Source organism: Shumkonia mesophila (assembly GCF_026163695.1).
GTDB lineage: Bacteria > Pseudomonadota > Alphaproteobacteria > Rhodospirillales > Shumkoniaceae > Shumkonia > Shumkonia mesophila.
The window spans coordinates 101,699-117,295 of the sequence record NZ_JAOTID010000010.1 but is presented as its reverse complement, the minus strand read 5'-3'; the positions used below and the strand labels follow the sequence as shown (position 1 = coordinate 117,295).

General features: G+C 66.1%; 16 protein-coding genes. 5 read left to right on the top strand and 11 right to left on the bottom strand.

Going from position 1 to position 15,597, the window contains the following annotated elements:
- The first annotated feature begins 61 nt into the window (after positions 1–61).
- Positions 62–733, top strand: coding sequence for a hypothetical protein (locus ODR01_RS16525; RefSeq protein WP_316978789.1), 672 nt, complete (start codon positions 62–64; stop codon positions 731–733).
- A 25-nt stretch (positions 734–758) separates the two neighbouring features.
- Here the strand turns inward: ODR01_RS16525 and ODR01_RS16520 are convergent, their stop codons facing one another.
- Complete coding sequence (locus ODR01_RS16520) at positions 759–1,196, bottom strand: rhodanese-like domain-containing protein (RefSeq protein WP_316978788.1); 438 nt, start codon at positions 1,194–1,196, stop codon at positions 759–761.
- Positions 1,197–1,343: 147 nt separating this feature from the next.
- On the opposite strand from ODR01_RS16520, the gene trmFO reads away from it, so the two are divergent.
- A complete protein-coding gene (gene trmFO / locus ODR01_RS16515; RefSeq protein WP_394356842.1) occupies positions 1,344–2,672 on the top strand; it encodes a methylenetetrahydrofolate--tRNA-(uracil(54)-C(5))-methyltransferase (FADH(2)-oxidizing) TrmFO in 1,329 nt (442 codons plus the stop codon).
- Positions 2,673–2,687: 15 nt separating this feature from the next.
- On the opposite strand, the gene ODR01_RS16510 is transcribed toward trmFO, so the two are convergent.
- Together ODR01_RS16510 and ODR01_RS16505 are read right to left on the bottom strand one after the other, a co-directional pair.
- Positions 2,688–3,569 (bottom strand): DMT family transporter, encoded by an 882-nt coding sequence (locus ODR01_RS16510; RefSeq protein ID WP_316978786.1) that lies wholly within the window; start codon positions 3,567–3,569, stop codon positions 2,688–2,690.
- Between the two features lie 76 nt (positions 3,570–3,645).
- Positions 3,646–4,653 (bottom strand): aldo/keto reductase, encoded by a 1,008-nt coding sequence (locus ODR01_RS16505; protein ID WP_316978785.1) that lies wholly within the window; start codon positions 4,651–4,653, stop codon positions 3,646–3,648.
- A 392-nt stretch (positions 4,654–5,045) separates the two neighbouring features.
- On the opposite strand from ODR01_RS16505, the gene ODR01_RS16500 reads away from it, so the two are divergent.
- Positions 5,046–7,070: a hypothetical protein gene (locus ODR01_RS16500; protein WP_316978784.1), complete on the top strand. Its 2,025-nt coding sequence runs from the start codon at positions 5,046–5,048 to the stop codon at positions 7,068–7,070.
- Between the two features lie 9 nt (positions 7,071–7,079).
- On the opposite strand, the gene ODR01_RS16495 is transcribed toward ODR01_RS16500, so the two are convergent.
- Complete coding sequence (locus tag ODR01_RS16495; RefSeq protein ID WP_316978783.1) at positions 7,080–7,919, bottom strand: phytoene/squalene synthase family protein; 840 nt, start codon at positions 7,917–7,919, stop codon at positions 7,080–7,082.
- 130 nt (positions 7,920–8,049) lie between these two features.
- Positions 8,050–8,652, bottom strand: coding sequence for a superoxide dismutase (locus ODR01_RS16490; protein WP_316978782.1), 603 nt, complete (start codon positions 8,650–8,652; stop codon positions 8,050–8,052).
- A gap of 200 nt (positions 8,653–8,852) precedes the next feature.
- Here ODR01_RS16490 and ODR01_RS16485 point away from each other — a divergent pair, with 200 nt between their 5' ends.
- Positions 8,853–9,446 (top strand): superoxide dismutase, encoded by a 594-nt coding sequence (locus tag ODR01_RS16485; RefSeq protein WP_316978781.1) that lies wholly within the window; start codon positions 8,853–8,855, stop codon positions 9,444–9,446.
- A gap of 57 nt (positions 9,447–9,503) precedes the next feature.
- Here ODR01_RS16485 and ODR01_RS16480 read toward each other — a convergent pair whose 3' ends face one another.
- Genes ODR01_RS16480 through yajC form a run of 4 tightly spaced genes read right to left on the bottom strand, consistent with a single transcriptional unit; the run spans position 9,504 to position 12,860 of the window.
- Positions 9,504–9,842, bottom strand: coding sequence for an Mth938-like domain-containing protein (locus tag ODR01_RS16480; RefSeq protein ID WP_316978780.1), 339 nt, complete (start codon positions 9,840–9,842; stop codon positions 9,504–9,506).
- Between the two features lie 50 nt (positions 9,843–9,892).
- Entirely contained in the window at positions 9,893–10,828 is a 936-nt protein-coding gene (gene secF, locus ODR01_RS16475; RefSeq protein WP_316978779.1) for a protein translocase subunit SecF, read from the bottom strand.
- 10 nt (positions 10,829–10,838) lie between these two features.
- Positions 10,839–12,422 carry a protein translocase subunit SecD gene (gene secD / locus ODR01_RS16470; protein ID WP_316978778.1) on the bottom strand — a complete coding sequence of 528 codons (1,584 nt, stop codon included), beginning with the start codon at positions 12,420–12,422 and terminating at the stop codon, positions 10,839–10,841.
- A gap of 24 nt (positions 12,423–12,446) precedes the next feature.
- Positions 12,447–12,860, bottom strand: coding sequence for a preprotein translocase subunit YajC (yajC, locus tag ODR01_RS16465; RefSeq protein ID WP_316978777.1), 414 nt, complete (start codon positions 12,858–12,860; stop codon positions 12,447–12,449).
- 186 nt (positions 12,861–13,046) lie between these two features.
- Here yajC and ODR01_RS16460 point away from each other — a divergent pair, with 186 nt between their 5' ends.
- Positions 13,047–13,904, top strand: coding sequence for an ATP-binding protein (locus ODR01_RS16460; protein ID WP_316978776.1), 858 nt, complete (start codon positions 13,047–13,049; stop codon positions 13,902–13,904).
- Positions 13,905–13,929: 25 nt separating this feature from the next.
- Here ODR01_RS16460 and ODR01_RS16455 read toward each other — a convergent pair whose 3' ends face one another.
- Positions 13,930–14,355: a DUF4389 domain-containing protein gene (locus tag ODR01_RS16455; RefSeq protein ID WP_316978775.1), complete on the bottom strand. Its 426-nt coding sequence runs from the start codon at positions 14,353–14,355 to the stop codon at positions 13,930–13,932.
- A 101-nt stretch (positions 14,356–14,456) separates the two neighbouring features.
- A complete protein-coding gene (locus ODR01_RS16450) occupies positions 14,457–15,575 on the bottom strand; it encodes a LysM peptidoglycan-binding domain-containing M23 family metallopeptidase (RefSeq protein ID WP_316978774.1) in 1,119 nt (372 codons plus the stop codon).
- Positions 15,576–15,597 lie beyond the last annotated feature (22 nt).

Here is a 15,597-nt window from a genome sequence, read left to right as displayed (position 1 = left end):
CGTCGAACATCATAATGGGGGCAGTCCCGCCACGATCGGGGGACGGTGATCGGGTGGCAACGTGGCACGGAAGACAATGACGGGAGAAGGCCGGTCCTTCTGGCGCTCGAGGGAAGTCAGGCGGCTTTACTGGATTGTGGGAATTCCGGCGGTGGCCCTGTTGGGGTGGTACGCCTACACGGTGGCGTACGAACTCAACAGGCCGGCCATGGCGCGGCTGGAGACCTTCGTGACGAAGGGTCAATCCGCCGGCCCGACGGCGTTGCCCGCCGAGGAGGAATACCGGGCCGAGGACGTCGACCGCTGCCGGAACATGATCGCGGAATACACCACCCCCAAGGGATGGTACTACGCCGATGCCGACATCTACCAACTGGTCGGCCTGCCGAGGGAATCGACCCGCGAGCAGTTGAATGCGCGGTGCATCTATTACGCCAAGGCGGTGGCCGGCATGGAACGGCTGGCGCACCACATTCGCCATGCCTACGTCTGCCGCGATTCGATGCTCGATGTCAGCGGGAACGGCAGCTATTACATCAAGGCCGATCCGCAGGGACGCGGCGCCATCCGCAACCTGGATGCCTCGGGCGAGAAGCTAGTCGGTGTTCCCAAGGGATCGACCACCGTCATCAACAGCTGGCAGGTGTATAACGTCGGCGACGGCTGCATCATCGTCGGGCTGTCGAAAAACAGCATGTTCCGCATGTCGGGCACCATCGTGCGCGACAACTGAGAGCCCGCCGGAGCCGACCCGATCGTCAGGAGGTTTCGACCGGCAGGCCGGCGCGCTTCCAGGCGCCCATGCCGCCCTTGACCACGGCAACGTTGGTGAAGCCCCGCTTCTTGAGCAGGCGGGCCGCGTGGGGCGAACGGTTGGCCGTCTTGCACATCACAAAGACCGGCAGCCCCTTGAGATCATCCAAGCCCCCGGCCCCAGCAGCAAGGCGACCGGCCAGATCGCCCAGCGGCACGTTGACGGCCCCAGGCGCGTGGCCGAGCGGGCCGATGAATTCGTCGGGGCTACGCACGTCCACGATGACGACATCCTCGCCCGCCGTCAGGCGCTGCTGGACCGCCTGCGGCTCCAGGAAGGGCACCCCCGCCACCAGGCGCGGAATCACGTACTTCATGGCCGCGAAGGCCATCAGAAGGATGGCGACCATCCATATCGTCTGCGGATCGAAACCTTCGGGCATGGGTTCACCGAAATTGCTGCTTGGATTGCTGGATCGCACCTAAAAGCCGCTTCGCCCCACTGTCAAGAGGCAGGCCGCGCGAGTTGCCGTTGCAAGGCGGGCGGCGGCGTTCTATGTGTCTCGGGCATGACGACACCTCTTTCCCAGATGCGATCCGTTCACGTCATCGGCGGCGGCCTTGCCGGCACCGAGGCCGTTTGGCAACTGGCCCGCGCCGGCGTGCCGGCCGTTCTCCACGAAATGCGGCCGCTCCGCCGCACCGAAGCTCATGTCACCGATGGCTTGGCCGAACTGGTCTGTTCGAATTCGCTGCGCTCGGACGACACCGAGAGCAACGCCGTCGGCCTCTTGCACGAGGAAATGCGCCGCTGCGGCTCGCTCATCCTGGCCATGGCGGACGCCCACCGGGTGCCGGCCGGGGGTGCCCTGGCGGTCGACCGCGAAGGGTTCAGCCGGGCGGTACAGGCGGCCCTCGAAGCCCATCCCCTGGTCGAGATCTGCCGCGAGGAGATCGCCGGCCTTCCCGACCCGGCATGGGACTCGGTCATCGTCGCCACCGGGCCGCTGACCTCGCCGCCCCTGGCCGAGGCCATCCGTGGACTGACCGGCGAGGACGCGTTGGCCTTCTTCGACGCCATCGCCCCCATCGTCCATCGCGACAGCATCGACCTCGACGTTGCCTGGCTGCAGTCGCGCTACGACAAGGGCGACGGCGCCGACTACATCAACTGCCCGCTCGACCGCGGCCAATACGACGCCTTCATCGACGCCCTGCTGGCTGCCGACAAGGTGGCCTTCCACGAGTGGGAGGCAAGCACGCCCTACTTCGAGGGCTGCCTGCCCATTGAGGTAATGGCCGAGCGCGGGCGCGAGACACTGGCCTTCGGGCCGATGAAGCCGGTCGGCCTCAGCAATCCCCGCCCCGGCGCCGCGAAACCTCATGCAGTGGTTCAGCTTCGCCAGGATAATGCACTGGGAACGCTCTATAACATGGTCGGATTCCAGACCAAGCTGACCTACGGCGAACAGACCCGCATCTTCCGCATGATCCCGGGCCTGGAGAATGCCCAGTTCGCCCGCCTGGGCGGCCTGCACCGCAACACCTTCCTCAACAGCCCGCGTCTGCTCGACGGCGTGCTGCGCCTGAAGGCCGAGCCCAGGCTGCGCTTCGCCGGCCAGGTCACCGGCTGCGAGGGATACGTGGAGAGCGCCGGCGTCGGCCTCGTCGCCGGACGCTTCGCGGCGGCCGAACGTCTGGGGAAGACGCCGGTTCCGCCGTCGCCGACCACGGCGCTGGGCGCGCTTATCGCCCACATCACCGGCGGCGCCGACGCCACGACCTTCCAGCCGATGAACGTGAATTTCGGGCTGTTCCCGCCGCTCGAGGGCGACGGCGGCAAACGTCGCCTGCGCGGCCGCGAACGCAAGCTGGCCTACAGCCGTCGCGCGCTTTCCGAGATCGAAACCTGGCGGTAAGCGATGGCCGGCCGGCTAGGCGGCCGGGGTGGTCCACCGGTGACGCCAGACCGCCGGGCTGATGGTCATGATGCCGATCCCCAGAATGATGATCACACCGCCGACCGTGATCATCAGGGTCAAGTCCTCGCCCAGGAACACCACGCTGGAAACGATGGCGGCCAGGGGATTGAGCAGCAGGAACGGCGCCACCCGGTTGACCTCGCAGCGGCCCAACACGTGGTACCACATGGAATAGGCCAACGCCGTCATGGCCAAGCCGAGGTAGAGGATCACACCCCAGTCCTTCCACCCCGCCTCGGCCAGCGCCACGAACTGCCCCTCCTCGAGGATGAAGGAACCGACGAGCAGCTGCGGCGAGGCGAAGGTCGCGATCCAGGCCAGAAGCCGCATGCCGCCGATTCCTCCCCCCAACCGGCGGATCATGATCTGGCCCAGGGCCCAGAAAAGGCTGCCGGCCACGACGACGAAGACGGGACCGAGGTTTCCCTGGATGCGCGGCTCGCCGGTGATCAGCACGACGCCGCCGAAAGCAAAAGCCATGCCCAGCATGCCGCGCAGGCTGAGCTTTTCCTTCAGCAGCACGACGCCGAGCAGGGCCAGGAACGGCACCTGAAGCTGGGTCAGCAGGGTGGCCGTCGAGGCGTAGAGATCCCTCAGGCCCGAATAGACCAGCCCGTAGGTGATGGTGCCGCTGACGACGGCGGCAGCGAAAACCTTCCACATCATCCCCGACGGCGGACGGACGAACCACACCAGGACGAGGGCGGCCAAGCCGTAGCGCATGCCCATGAGGAACAGCGGCGGGAACGGCCCCAGGCCGACCTTGGACATGGCGAAGCCGAACCCCCACAGGATCTGGACGGCAATCACCATAAGGATGTGGACAGGTTTCACCCCTTGCCTTTTCTTATCTTGCCGCCACCTTCGAAAGCCCGGCGGCAGCGCTCATGAGCAGCGGTCTTCCCGCGGCTCAGGTCCGCGGCTCGCGCCCGGTCGGCGGCAGTTTCGGATCGATGAAGCCCGGCGTCGAGGCTCGTCCCGCCGCCACCAGCCGATCGACGAACGCCTCGTCGGCGGCCGTGAAGTCGTGGTTCAGGGCATCGAGGTAGTGCCGCCATTGCTCCAACGTGCGCGGGCCGGCAATCACGGACGACACCAGATCATTGTTCAACACCCAGTTCAACGCGAACTGGGCCGCCGTCATGCCGCGCTTTTCGGCGCGCTGCTTGATCTTCTGGGCCAGGACCAGCGATTCCTTGCGGTATTCGATCTCGTAGATGCGCGCATCCTTGCGCCCCGCCCGGCTGTCGGCCGGCGGCGTTCCCTTGACAGGATACTTGCCGGTCAGCACGCCACGCGCCAGCGGGCTGTAAGGCACGACGCCGATACCGAAATGCCGGCAGGCCGGCAAATATTCCAGCTCGATCATGCGGTTCATGGCGTTGTAGCAGGGCTGGGTCACCGCCGGCCCGGGCATGCCCAGGGTATCGCACAGGAACACCAGTTCGGCGATGCGCCACGCATGGAAGTTGCTGAAGCCCCAATAGCGAACCTTGCCGGCGCGAATGAGGTCGCCCATGGCGGCCAGCGGCTCGTCAAGCGGCGTTTCCAGGTCGTCGCGATGGAAATAGTAGATGTCGATATAGTCGGTGCCCAGCCGCGACAGGCTGGCGTCCACTTCTTTGAGAATGCGCTTGCGGCTGAGAGTCTGCTCGTAGACACCTTCCCCCACCGGGCTGCCGACCTTGGTGGCCAGCACCCAGGCGTCGCGGTCGTTCTTGATCAGCTTGCCGACCATGCGTTCGGACCGGCCGCCGGCATAGTTGTTGGCGGTGTCGATGAAGTTGACCCCGGCATCGCGCGCCGTGGCAACGATTTCGGTCGCCGCCTTCTCGTCGGTCTGATCGCCGAACATCATGGCGCCCAGACAAACCGGCGATACCATCAAGCCGCTGACTCCAAGCCTTCTGTATTCCATGTCACGCCTCATCCATCGCGCCTGGGGGGACGCTGTTGTTCGGGTTGCGATAGTACGGGGCGCCCGCAGGCATCTCCACCGCTTTCATGAACTTTTTATCGCGGTCACGGGCACCTGACCGATTGTGGTCGCCGGCAAAAAAAATCATTATGGCGCCGCACGTAAACGCGGAGGTAACCACTGCCGGGATAAAAAGCCGGATTGATCGGCGAAGCTGGCATACGAGAAAGTCAGAGAAGGGTTGGATGGAGTGTAGGAAACCGCGCGCCGCGCTGACGCGTACGGTCGTTTTTTTGAGTCGCGTGGCCGTCGTCGTCGTTTTACTGGCGGGGGGAGGCGTTGTCGGTTCTGGCCCGTCCCGCGGCGAAGATCCGTCAGGGGCGACTCGCGCCTTGTTCGAAGCGGTCGAGCGAAACGACTTGAGCGCGGTACGCGCGACCGTCGCCGACGGTGCGCGCATCGAAGCCCGCAGTTCCTTCGGAATGCGTCCCGTCGACCTTGCCATCGACAAGGGACATTACGAGATCGCCCACTACCTGCTATCCCTTCACAACGTTCGGGAAGCGGCGAATGCCGCCGCCTCCGAAGGGCCGGCAGTCTCCGTTTTGCCGGAGGCCGCCGACCGCGGCGCACCCGCCATCGCCGATACCTCCCCGCAACCGATACCGCCGCCTCCGCCGTCCGCCGAACCGCCCCCGCCCCCTGACATTTCCATTTCCAGCGACCGCGAAGACGACCGGGCGGTCAAACCGGCTGAGCCCGCCGCGCCACCGGCAGCCGGCCCGCCGCCGCCGTCGACGCCGTCCCAACCCGAAATGACGACGGTGGCGCCTGTCGATACCGATCCGGCAGGGACGAAGAGCGCCGCCGCCGGCGGGTTTCTCGATAAGGCGTCGGCGCGCGTGAGGCGGGTTGCGCATTCCTTCGACGAGACCTTCGACACCTTCCTGGGCGGTTGGTTCTTCCGGTGGATGGGCCGCAAGATGGCGCGGACCGACCAACCACAGGCCGCCCGCGACGGGACCCTTGCGGTGGCCGATCTGACGATGCCGAGCGGCGACGCCGTTCCCCCCGCCGGCACGCCGGAAACCGATCCGCCGCCAGCTTCCGAGAGTACGGCCGGGCCCGTGGACGCGATCCCTCCCCCGGCGGCGATGCCGGCGGTAGCGCCGCCAGCCGAAATGACGGAACCCGTGGTGACGGCAAGCGTGGCCGAGAAGGACGCGCCGCCGGCGGAGGCCGTCGCCGCGCCCGAGCCGAACGTCCCGCCCGCAACGGGCGCGTCGGAAACGCCCGTGGACGAACCGCCGGTCCGGCCGCTTCCTACCGTCGCCGTGGCCACCCGCAAAATCCCCGATTCCCCGCCGCCCACGGCCACGATGGCCGCCCGCACGTTGCCGTCGACGCCCCCGCTCACGGCCCCCGCCGCGCCACCGCCGGTGGCCCGCCAGCCGGCCGGTCCCGTTCCGCCGGTAGTGACGATGGCCGACCCGTTCGCCCCCGACACCGTGGCTCCTGGCACGCGCCATCCGATCATCGGCGAGAAACCGCCGGCTCCCCCACCGATCCCTCTGGCGGAACGTCCGGCCGAGAGGCTCGACGTCCCGTCGCCACCGTCTCCCGAACGTGCCGCGGCACCGGCCAGGCCCGCCGTATCAGGCCGTCCGTCACCGGCACGGAACAAGGCCGGACCAACCCCGATCGCCAACCCGGCGGGTCCGCTCGATCAATTAGCGGAAACTCCGAAGTCCTCGCGGCCGGCCGCCTTGACGTCGAAGGAGGACCTTCCGCTCGGCCTCGATGGTCCAAACGCCGCCCCCATGCGGACCGCCATGGCGTCGGCGCCGGCCCCTGGGCGCAAGGTGCCCGACAGCGTGCTGACGCTCGGCAGTTCCATCTACATCACCACGGCGATGCCTCCGGAACCCGCCGACCCCAGCGAGCGGAACTTCTGTGTCAAAAAAAGCCGGGGAGCCGTGGTCTTTTGCGTCGAGCCGGTCGATTGGCCGGCCAAACTGGCCCGCCAGTTGCGGGTCAACTCAGTCATGTACCAGGGCGCCCAGGCGATCGTCCGCTACGACGACGGCCTGGCGACGCGCATTCAAGCCATTTTCCCGACGGATTCCCATGACGCCCTTGTCGCCTACTACTCCCAGCGGTTCGGGAAGCCGACGGCGGCAAGCGAGCACGCCATTACCCCGTTCGCGCAGCCGCGCCAATCGAATCAGGTGGTCTCGTGGCAGGTCACAGACCCCCTCAGCCACGAAAAAACTACCCTGGAAATCCGCCGCTATGACGATACGCGCGGTGGCTTTCCCGACATGCGCTACGGCGCCATCCTGTTGTACAATGTGGCGTCGCCCCCGATTTTCCCCGTTCTGTCCACCCTCGATCTGATGCCGACGTCGGCGCAATAGCGCGCGACGTCAGAATCGGCTCCGCCGGGCGTGCATCCACAGGCGGGCAACCCGCCAGGGCGCCGGACGGGCGAGGTCGCGGTCGAACGGATTGAAATCGGCGCGGCGCAACCGTTCCAGGTGTATTTCCGCCAGCACCGCCGGAAGCAGCGCCGGCAGCGCGGCCGCCAGAACCCTGCCGCGATTCATGCGGGCGGCGTTCAGATGGTGGCGGGACCATTCGACCACCTCGGCCACCACCCGGCGAAGCGCCGGCGACGCCTTGCCCGAGAAGATCTCCTGGGCGGTCGAACCGGCCGCTTCCAGCGACTCCGCCGGCAGATAGAGCCGCCGGCGCACCGCGTGAAAGGGCAGCGAGCGGAGGATGCCGAGTCCGGCCCACGCCAGCCCCACGTGATGCGCCGCCTCGTGGGCCGCCGCTTCGGCGATGCCCAGCACGTCCAGGCTCATTTCCGCCAGGGCCCCCGCCGTATCGGCCGCGTACGCCGCGAAGGCGGCCTGGTCGGGAATGGGTCGGTCGTCGAGGTCCCGTTCCCGGGCGTCGATCAGGGCGAGCAAGGATGCCGTGCTCAGCCCCGACTCCGCGACCGTCCTTGCCAGCGGGCCGGCGACCTGATGGCCGGCGGCGTTGCCGTTCGCATCGCCGTCCACGGCCTCGCGCCACCATTGAAAGCGCATCCGGCCCAGCAGTGGTTCGCTGACCTTATCGGCGATGGAGGCGAGTTCCAGATTGAAGGCATAGAGCGCGAACAGCCCTTCCCGGCGCGCGGCGGGCGCGAAAAGGGCGCACAGGAAACGGTCGTTGTCCTGGCGGCGGACCTGCTGGGCGCAGAACGACAGATCGGGCATCGGCGCGGCATGCCTCCACGCGGCAGCGATCCTCGTAGTATGGGGGAAAGGCGGCCGGCCCGAAAGCCACCCGGCCCCACCGGGTCCGCGCCGGAAGAGCGGCGGAACCCGGTGCTCGGCCGCAGGAGTGTCAGACGGCCTTGGCGAACAGTTCGGCCACTCGTTCCCAATTGACCATGTGGTCGAGGAAGGCCTTGAGATAGTCCGGACGGCGGTTGCGGTAGTCGATGTAGTAGGAATGTTCCCACACGTCGCATCCGAGCAGTGCCGGTTTGCCGTACGCCATCGGGCTTTCGCCGTTGGGGGTCTTGGCGACGGCCAGTTTGCCGTTCTCGACGGTAAGCCAACACCACCCAGAGCCGAACTGGGTGACCCCGGCCTCGATGAACTTGGCCTTGAAGGCGTCGATCCCGCCGAAATCCGCGGTGAGCTTCTTCTCAAGCTCGCCGGGAATGGCGCCGCCGCCCATCGGCTTCATCCACTGCCAGAACTGAACGTGGTTCCAATGCTGGCTGGCGTTGTTGAACAGCCCGGTCAGCGCCTTGTCCTTGTAGGCGGCCTGTACGACCTCCTCCAGCGACTTGCCCTCCAGGCCGGTGCCTTGGACCAGCTTGTTGCCGTTGTCCACGTAGGCCTGATGATGCTTGCCATGGTGGTACTCCAGCGTCTCGGCCGACATATAGGGCTCAAGCGCGTTCTTGGCGTACGGCAATGTGGGCAGAGAAAATGCCATGATGCTACCTCTTCTTATTTGCAAACTATCCTAGGCGCTAAATGTGTGACGTAAATCGGCTCCGTCAAGGCCGGCACGACGCATTTCGAGCGACTCGTCCGGCGCGCCGGGGTCTGCCCTTCCCCGCGGCGGCGCAACCGGATATGATTTTTTAGACAATTGAAAGATATCGGGAAAACCGTCAGTCATAGGAGGAGGGAATGGCCTTTGAACTTCCGGCATTGCCTTATGCCAACACCGCGCTGGAGCCCCACATCAGCGCCAAGACGCTGGAATTCCACCACGGCAAGCACCACAACGCCTATGTCGTCAACCTCAACAACCTGATCAAGGACACGCCGCTGGCTTCCGCTCCGCTGGAGCGGATCGTGCGGGAAACGGCCGGGGATGCCGCCAAGGCGGGCGTTTTCAACAATGCCGCCCAGGTGTGGAACCACACGTTCTACTGGAAGGCCATGAAGCCGAACGGCGGCGGCGCGCCGGCCGGCAAGGTGGCCGCCAGGATCGACGAAGACTTCGGCGGCTATGCGGCGTTTCGCGAGCAGTTCAAGACCGCGGCCGTCACCCAGTTCGGCAGCGGCTGGGCATGGCTGGTGCAGGACGGGGGCCGGCTGAAGATCGTGAAGACCGGCAACGCCGATACCCCCATCGCCCACGGCCAGACGCCGCTGATCACCTGCGACGTGTGGGAGCACGCCTATTACCTGGACTACCAGAACCGGCGTCCGGATTATGTCGATATCTTCCTCGACCATCTGGTCAACTGGGATTTCGCCGCCGCCAATCTCGGCTAGGCCCTTCGGTCGTCAACAATGCGAACGGCCTGGAGGTTCCCCTCCGGGCCGTTCTCGCTAAACGGCGATGAGGGCGGCGGCGACGCGGCGGCCTTCGCCGACCAGCACGTTGTAGGTGCGGCAGGCCGCGCCCGTGTCCATCCACTCGAGGGCCATGCCGACGGCCTTGACGGCGGCGCGCAACCCCGCCGGTTCGGGGCCGAAGCGGGTGCCACAGCCGATCAGCAGGATGTCGACGGTTCCGGCAAGGGAGCGAATGGGCGTCAGGTCGTCGGCGGAAAGGATCGCGCCATCGGCGACCGGCCACGCCGTCCAGCCGTCGGGCCAGACGACAACCGAGCCCGTGACGACTTCTCCCGAAATGCGAAACCGACCTTCGCCATAGGCCTGAACCACCTTGCGGCCGGGGGAAACCCTTGGCGTGATGTCGAGGCCGGAAATAACGCTTACGGCGACGCCTTGGCCGCCGCCTCCTCGGTTTTGCTCGACCGGCGCGGCACCCTCATGTAGAGCAGCAGCGGCGCCGCCACGCAAATCGACGAAAAAGTGCCGATCCCGATGCCGTAGATCATGGCGAAGCTGAACCCGCGGACGACCTCGCCGCCGAACAGGTATAGCGCGGTGATGGCGACCAGGGTCGTCAAACTGGTCATGATGGTGCGCGCGAGGGTCTCGTTGATGCTGCGGTTCAGCAGGTCCGGCAAGGCCATCGTCTTGTACTTGCGCAAATTCTCGCGGACGCGGTCGAACACCACCACGGTATCGTTGATGGAATAGCCGGCGATGGTCAGCACGGCAGCGATGGTCGAGAGGTTGAACTCCCATTGCAGAATGGCGAAGACGCCGATCGTACTGATCACATCGTGAAGCAGCGCGATGACCGCGGCCAGGCCGAACTGCCACTCGAAGCGGAACCAGATGTAGATGAGCATGGCGATCAGGGCCAGGACCACCGCGTAAATGCCGTCCAGCAGCAACTCGTTGCTGACCTGCGGTCCGACCACTTCGACCCGGCGGTATTCGACGCCCGCCCCCAGGGCCTGTTTGACCTTCTCGACCGCGACCTGCTGCTGGGCGTCCCCACCTTCCTGCTTGGCAAGCCGGATCAACACGTCGTCAGGCGCACCGAACCCCTGCAAGGCGACCTCGCCAAGATCGAGATCGTTGAGGGTCGAGCGCATGCCGCCAATGTCGGCCGGCCCCTGGGTCTTGACCTCCAGCAGGATGCCGCCTTGGAAGTCGATGCCGTAGTTGAGGCCGCGAACGGCAAACAGGGCGAGCGAACCCAAAACCAGCAGCACGGAAAACACGAAGAAAAACTTGCGCCACGCGATGAACGGAATGTTCGTGCCCGGCGGAACGAGTTGCATACGAAAAAGCATGGCTTGGCGCCTAGATTTTCAAGGTCTGCGGCCGGGCGCGACGAAGCCACCCCAGCACGATCACGTGGGTTAGCATGACGCCGGTGAACATCGATGCCGCGATGCCGATGGCCAACGTCACCGCAAAGCCGCGGACCGGGCCGGACCCGAACTGATAGAGAAGCACGGCAGCGATCAGCGTCGTCAGGTTGGCGTCGATGATGGTCCGCGTCGCCTGCGAATAGCCGGTCTCGATCGCCGAGATCGGCGAGCGACCATTGCGCAATTCTTCGCGGATGCGTTCGAAAATCAACACATTGGCGTCGACCGCCATGCCGACGGTCAGCACGATGCCGGCGATGCCGGGCAACGTCAGGGTCGCCTGCAGCACCGAGAGCGATGCCATGATGAGGAACATGTTGAAGACGACCGCGATATCGGCAACCGCCCCGAAGCGGCCGTAGACCATCACCATGATGACGACGACCAGAACGAGGCCGAGTACGCTGGCCACCTTGCCGGCGGCGATCGAATCGGCGCCGAGGCCCGGCCCGACGGTCCGTTCCTCGAGAATGGTCAACGGTGCCGGCAGGGCGCCGGCCCGCAACAGCAGGGCGAGATCTTGCGCCGACTGGAAGCTGAAGCTGCCGCTGATCTGCCCGGAGCCGCCGAGAATGGGCTCGCGGATATTGGGCGCGCTGATCACCTTGCCGTCGAGCACGATGGCCAGCAGGCGGTTGACGTTGTCGGTGGTGATCTTGCCGAAGCGCTTGCCGCCAGAGGCATCGAAACGGAAATTGACCACCGGTTCCGACGTGCGCGGGTCGGTGCCGACCTGGGCGTTGGCCAAAGCGTCGCCGCTCAGCATCACCCGCTTGTTGATGACGTACATGCGCGGCTGGCCGTTGGCCACCGTCTCGTGCGAGGACGGCAGCAGCATCGAGCCGGGCGGCAGGCGCCCGGCCATCGCCTCGGCCACCGGCACCTGATCGTCGACCAGGTGGAAGGTCATCTTCGCGGTCTTGCCCAGCAGCTGCTTGATGCGTTCCGGATCATCCAGCCCGGGAAGCTGCACCAGGATGCGATCCTCGCCCTGTCGGATGATGGTCGGTTCGCGCACGCCCGTCTCGTCGATGCGCCGCCGCACGATTTCGATGGACTGCTCGACGGCCGAGCGGGTCCGTTCCTTGATGGCCTGCTCGGTCAAGGTCAGGGAGATGCGTCCGCCGTCCTCCATCGTGGCGCTGATGCCGCTTTCCAGGCCGCGCACCAGATCGTAGGCCGTCTGCACCCGATCGGCGTCGGGAATGTTCACCACCACCGACTGGCCACGCACACCGAGGCCGGTATAGCGAATGCGTTCCTTGCGCAACTCGGTGCGCATCGCTTCGATCAGGGTGTCCTGACGCTCGCGAATGACCGAAGCGACGTCGACCTCCAAGAGAAGGTGCGAGCCGCCCTGCAGATCCAGTCCCAGGCTGATTTGCTGATGGGGCAACCAGTCGGGCAGCGAATCCGCCAGATCGCGGCTCAGGAAATTGGGGATGGAAAACAACACGCCGAACGCACAGACAACGACGACGACGATCACCTTCCACTTGGCGATATGAACCATCGGAAACGTCTCACCGGAGGGCGGTTATTTGCCCTTCCCCCCGAGAAAATTCTTCAGCTTGGAAACCGCGCTTTCCGGCTGGCTGCCGGCCGCGGCGTCCGTCGGCTTGCCGGCATCCTTGACCGGCTCGGTCTTCGAGCGCACGCCGGCAACCATGCCGCGCTGCACACGGACGCGGATGCCTTCGGCGATTTCGACCATCAGTTCGGTCTCGTCGACCACCTTGGTCACGGTGCCGAGAATGCCGCCGTTGGTCACGATCTTGTCGCCGCGACGGATGGCCGACAGCATTTCGCGATGCTGCTTGGCCTTCTTCTGCTGCGGACGGATGAGCAGGAAATAGAAAACAACGAAGATGAGGACCAGCGGCAGAAGGGCCTCGAAACCGCCGCCACCGAGACCACCCCCGGCTTGGGCATATGCGGGCGAGATGAACATCAGGGAACTCCCTAGAATTCTTGGGCAAAGCCAGCGGGAATATACCGGTCCCCACGCGACTTGCAAACGGAAACAGCCGGGCCCTCAATGTGGGGGGGCAAGGAAGGGCGTGTCAACTGCCCCCGGGGTTGACGGAGCGCGGCCCTGTGCTAGGGTGCGCCGGCCGTCTTGGGAAGGATGCGAAAAATGCCCGACATCGACCCGCTGCCGCTGTGGCGCCGCATCGCCGATGCGCTTGAACGGCTGGCCCCGCCGGCTCGTCGGGTCGCCGACGTCGCCGCCGCCGCCGCTTTCGTCTGGCACGCTGACGACGATTGGCTGGAACCCGTTCCCGAGGTCAGCCGTGTCGACATCGGCCTTCTCAAGGGCATCGAGCGCCAGCGCGACATCCTGCTGGAGAACACCCGCCGCTTCGCCAAGGGCCTGCCCACCAACAACGCCCTGCTGTGGGGCGCCCGCGGCATGGGCAAAAGCTCGCTGGTCAAGGCCGTTCACGCCCGGATCGAAGAGGAGACGCCCGGGCTGCTTGGCCTGGTCGAGATCCATCGCGAAGACATCCAGTCCCTGCCCCGCCTTCTCGGCATCCTGCGCGAGGCGAAGCGCCGGTTCATCATCTTCTGCGACGATCTGTCGTTCGACGGCCACGACGCCTCGTACAAGTCGCTGAAGGCGGTGTTGGAGGGGGGCATCGAAGGCCGACCGACCAATGTCGTCTTCTACGCCACCTCGAACCGCCGCCACCTGATGCCGCGCGACATGATCGAGAACGAGCGCTCGACCGCCATCAACCCGGCCGAGGCGGTCGAGGAAAAGGTATCGATGTCGGATCGGTTCGGGCTGTGGCTGGGGTTTCACCCTTGCGGCCAGGACGTTTTCTTCGACATCGTCGAGGGATACGCCGCCGCTTACGGCCTGCCCATTCAGCCCGCCGAACTGCGCGCCCGCGCCAATGAATGGTCGGTCACCCGCGGCGCCCGTTCGGGCCGGGTCGCCTGGCAGTTCATTCAGGATCTGGCTGGCGAGCTGGGCAAACCGCTCGACTGACTGGCAAGCCCGGCCGATGGCTTGGCTATTCGGTCTTGACTTCGTCGTCGGCCGGCCCGCTTGCCTTGCGCCGCCCGCCACGCGGGGCGCGATGTTCGGCCGGCTTGGCCGGGGTCGCGGCCTCGACGGTCGCCGCGGCGGCGGCTTCGGCGGCCGCCACTTCCGGCAAGGGCCATGCGCTCCAGGGATACGGCCTGACCTCGCTCCGGAAGGTCAGGAAGTCGACGGTCTGGCGCAGGAAGATCGCCAGGCTGGCGCCAAATCCGCTAAGCCGGGGCTGTACATCGCCGGTGAACAGCTTGAACAGGATTTGCACGGCCGCGACGAAGAAGGTGACGAATTTGGCGACCTCGAAGGCAATCCCGAACAAGATCATGTAGAGCAGCCTGAGCCACGCCTGCTTGTCGGACAGGTGCTTGCGCACTCCTGTTCCCGTGTTTTCGTCCCCCACGGTTCAAACCTCCCCTTTTTCCCGGCTCTGGATTGTGAGCCGGAAGTGTACGCCACCCCCGGCGTGGCGGCAATTGGCGTCGCGCCCGCGAAAGCGTGGCATCAACCGGCCAACTGCTCGGTCAACCGGCTGCGCGGGTCGACAGCCTGCCTTCCCTTGCGCAACTCGAAGTGCAGTTGAGGCTTCGTCACGTTGCCGGTCGAGCCGATCCGGGCGATGACCTGCCCCTTCTTCACCGTATCGCCGCGCCTGACCAGCAGTTCGTCATTGTGGGCGTAGGCGGTGACCCAGCCGTCGGCATGCTTGATCAGGAGCAGGTTGCCAAATCCCCTGAGTTCGTTGCCGGCATAGGCGACGACCCCGCCCGCCGAGGCGTAAACCGGTGTGCCCCGCGGCGCCTCGATGTTGATGCCGTCGTTGTGCAGCCCCTTGGCTTTGGGGCCGAATTCCAGGACGACTTGGCCCCGGGCCGGCCAGATGAACCCCTCTCCCCCCACCATCGGCGGCGGTTCGGGCGCGACGGGAGCTGTCGGCGCCGCTTCCGGCGCCAAGCGGGCGGTCGGCGGCGGGGCGGGTGCGAGCGGAGCCGGCGGCGCGGAATTCGGAGCGGGTTCGGACGGTGGCAGCATGGTGACCGCCGGCCCCTCGCGGCCGGCGGGAGGCGGCGCCAGTTCCTCGGCCTGCATACCGCGGGCAACCGCCGTTGGCGGCGGCTGCTGCTGCGCTACCGCCTGTGGAACCGCGGGAATACGCAGTTCCTGGCCGACCTGAATGGCATAGGAGGATTCGAGGCGGTTGGCCTGGGCCAGTTCATACATGTCGACGCCATAGCGCCGCGAGATGCTGTAGAGCGTATCGCCACGCACCACCGGATGGACGCGCTCGCGCGGCAATACCAGCCGCTGGCCCACCGCCAGCTGATAGGGCGGCTTGAGGCCATTGACCTCGATGAGCGCGCGCTGCGAGACCCGATGGCGCTGCGACAGGCTATAGACGGTGTCGCCCGGCGCCGCCGTCACCGAATCCGCGCCGACGAACACCATGTCCGATCCCTGCCGTGTTTGGCTTTGTGGCCGGGGCGCCGGCGCGATCTGCAACGTGTTCGGCGGGGCGTTTACGGCACGCACCCGTGAAGGCGGCGGCCATTCCGCCCACCCGCATCCCCCCACCACCAGGGCGGCGAGAAGGCTTCCGATCATCAGGCGCCACGGCAAGGTCATGAGGGGATTATTGCGGAGAGAA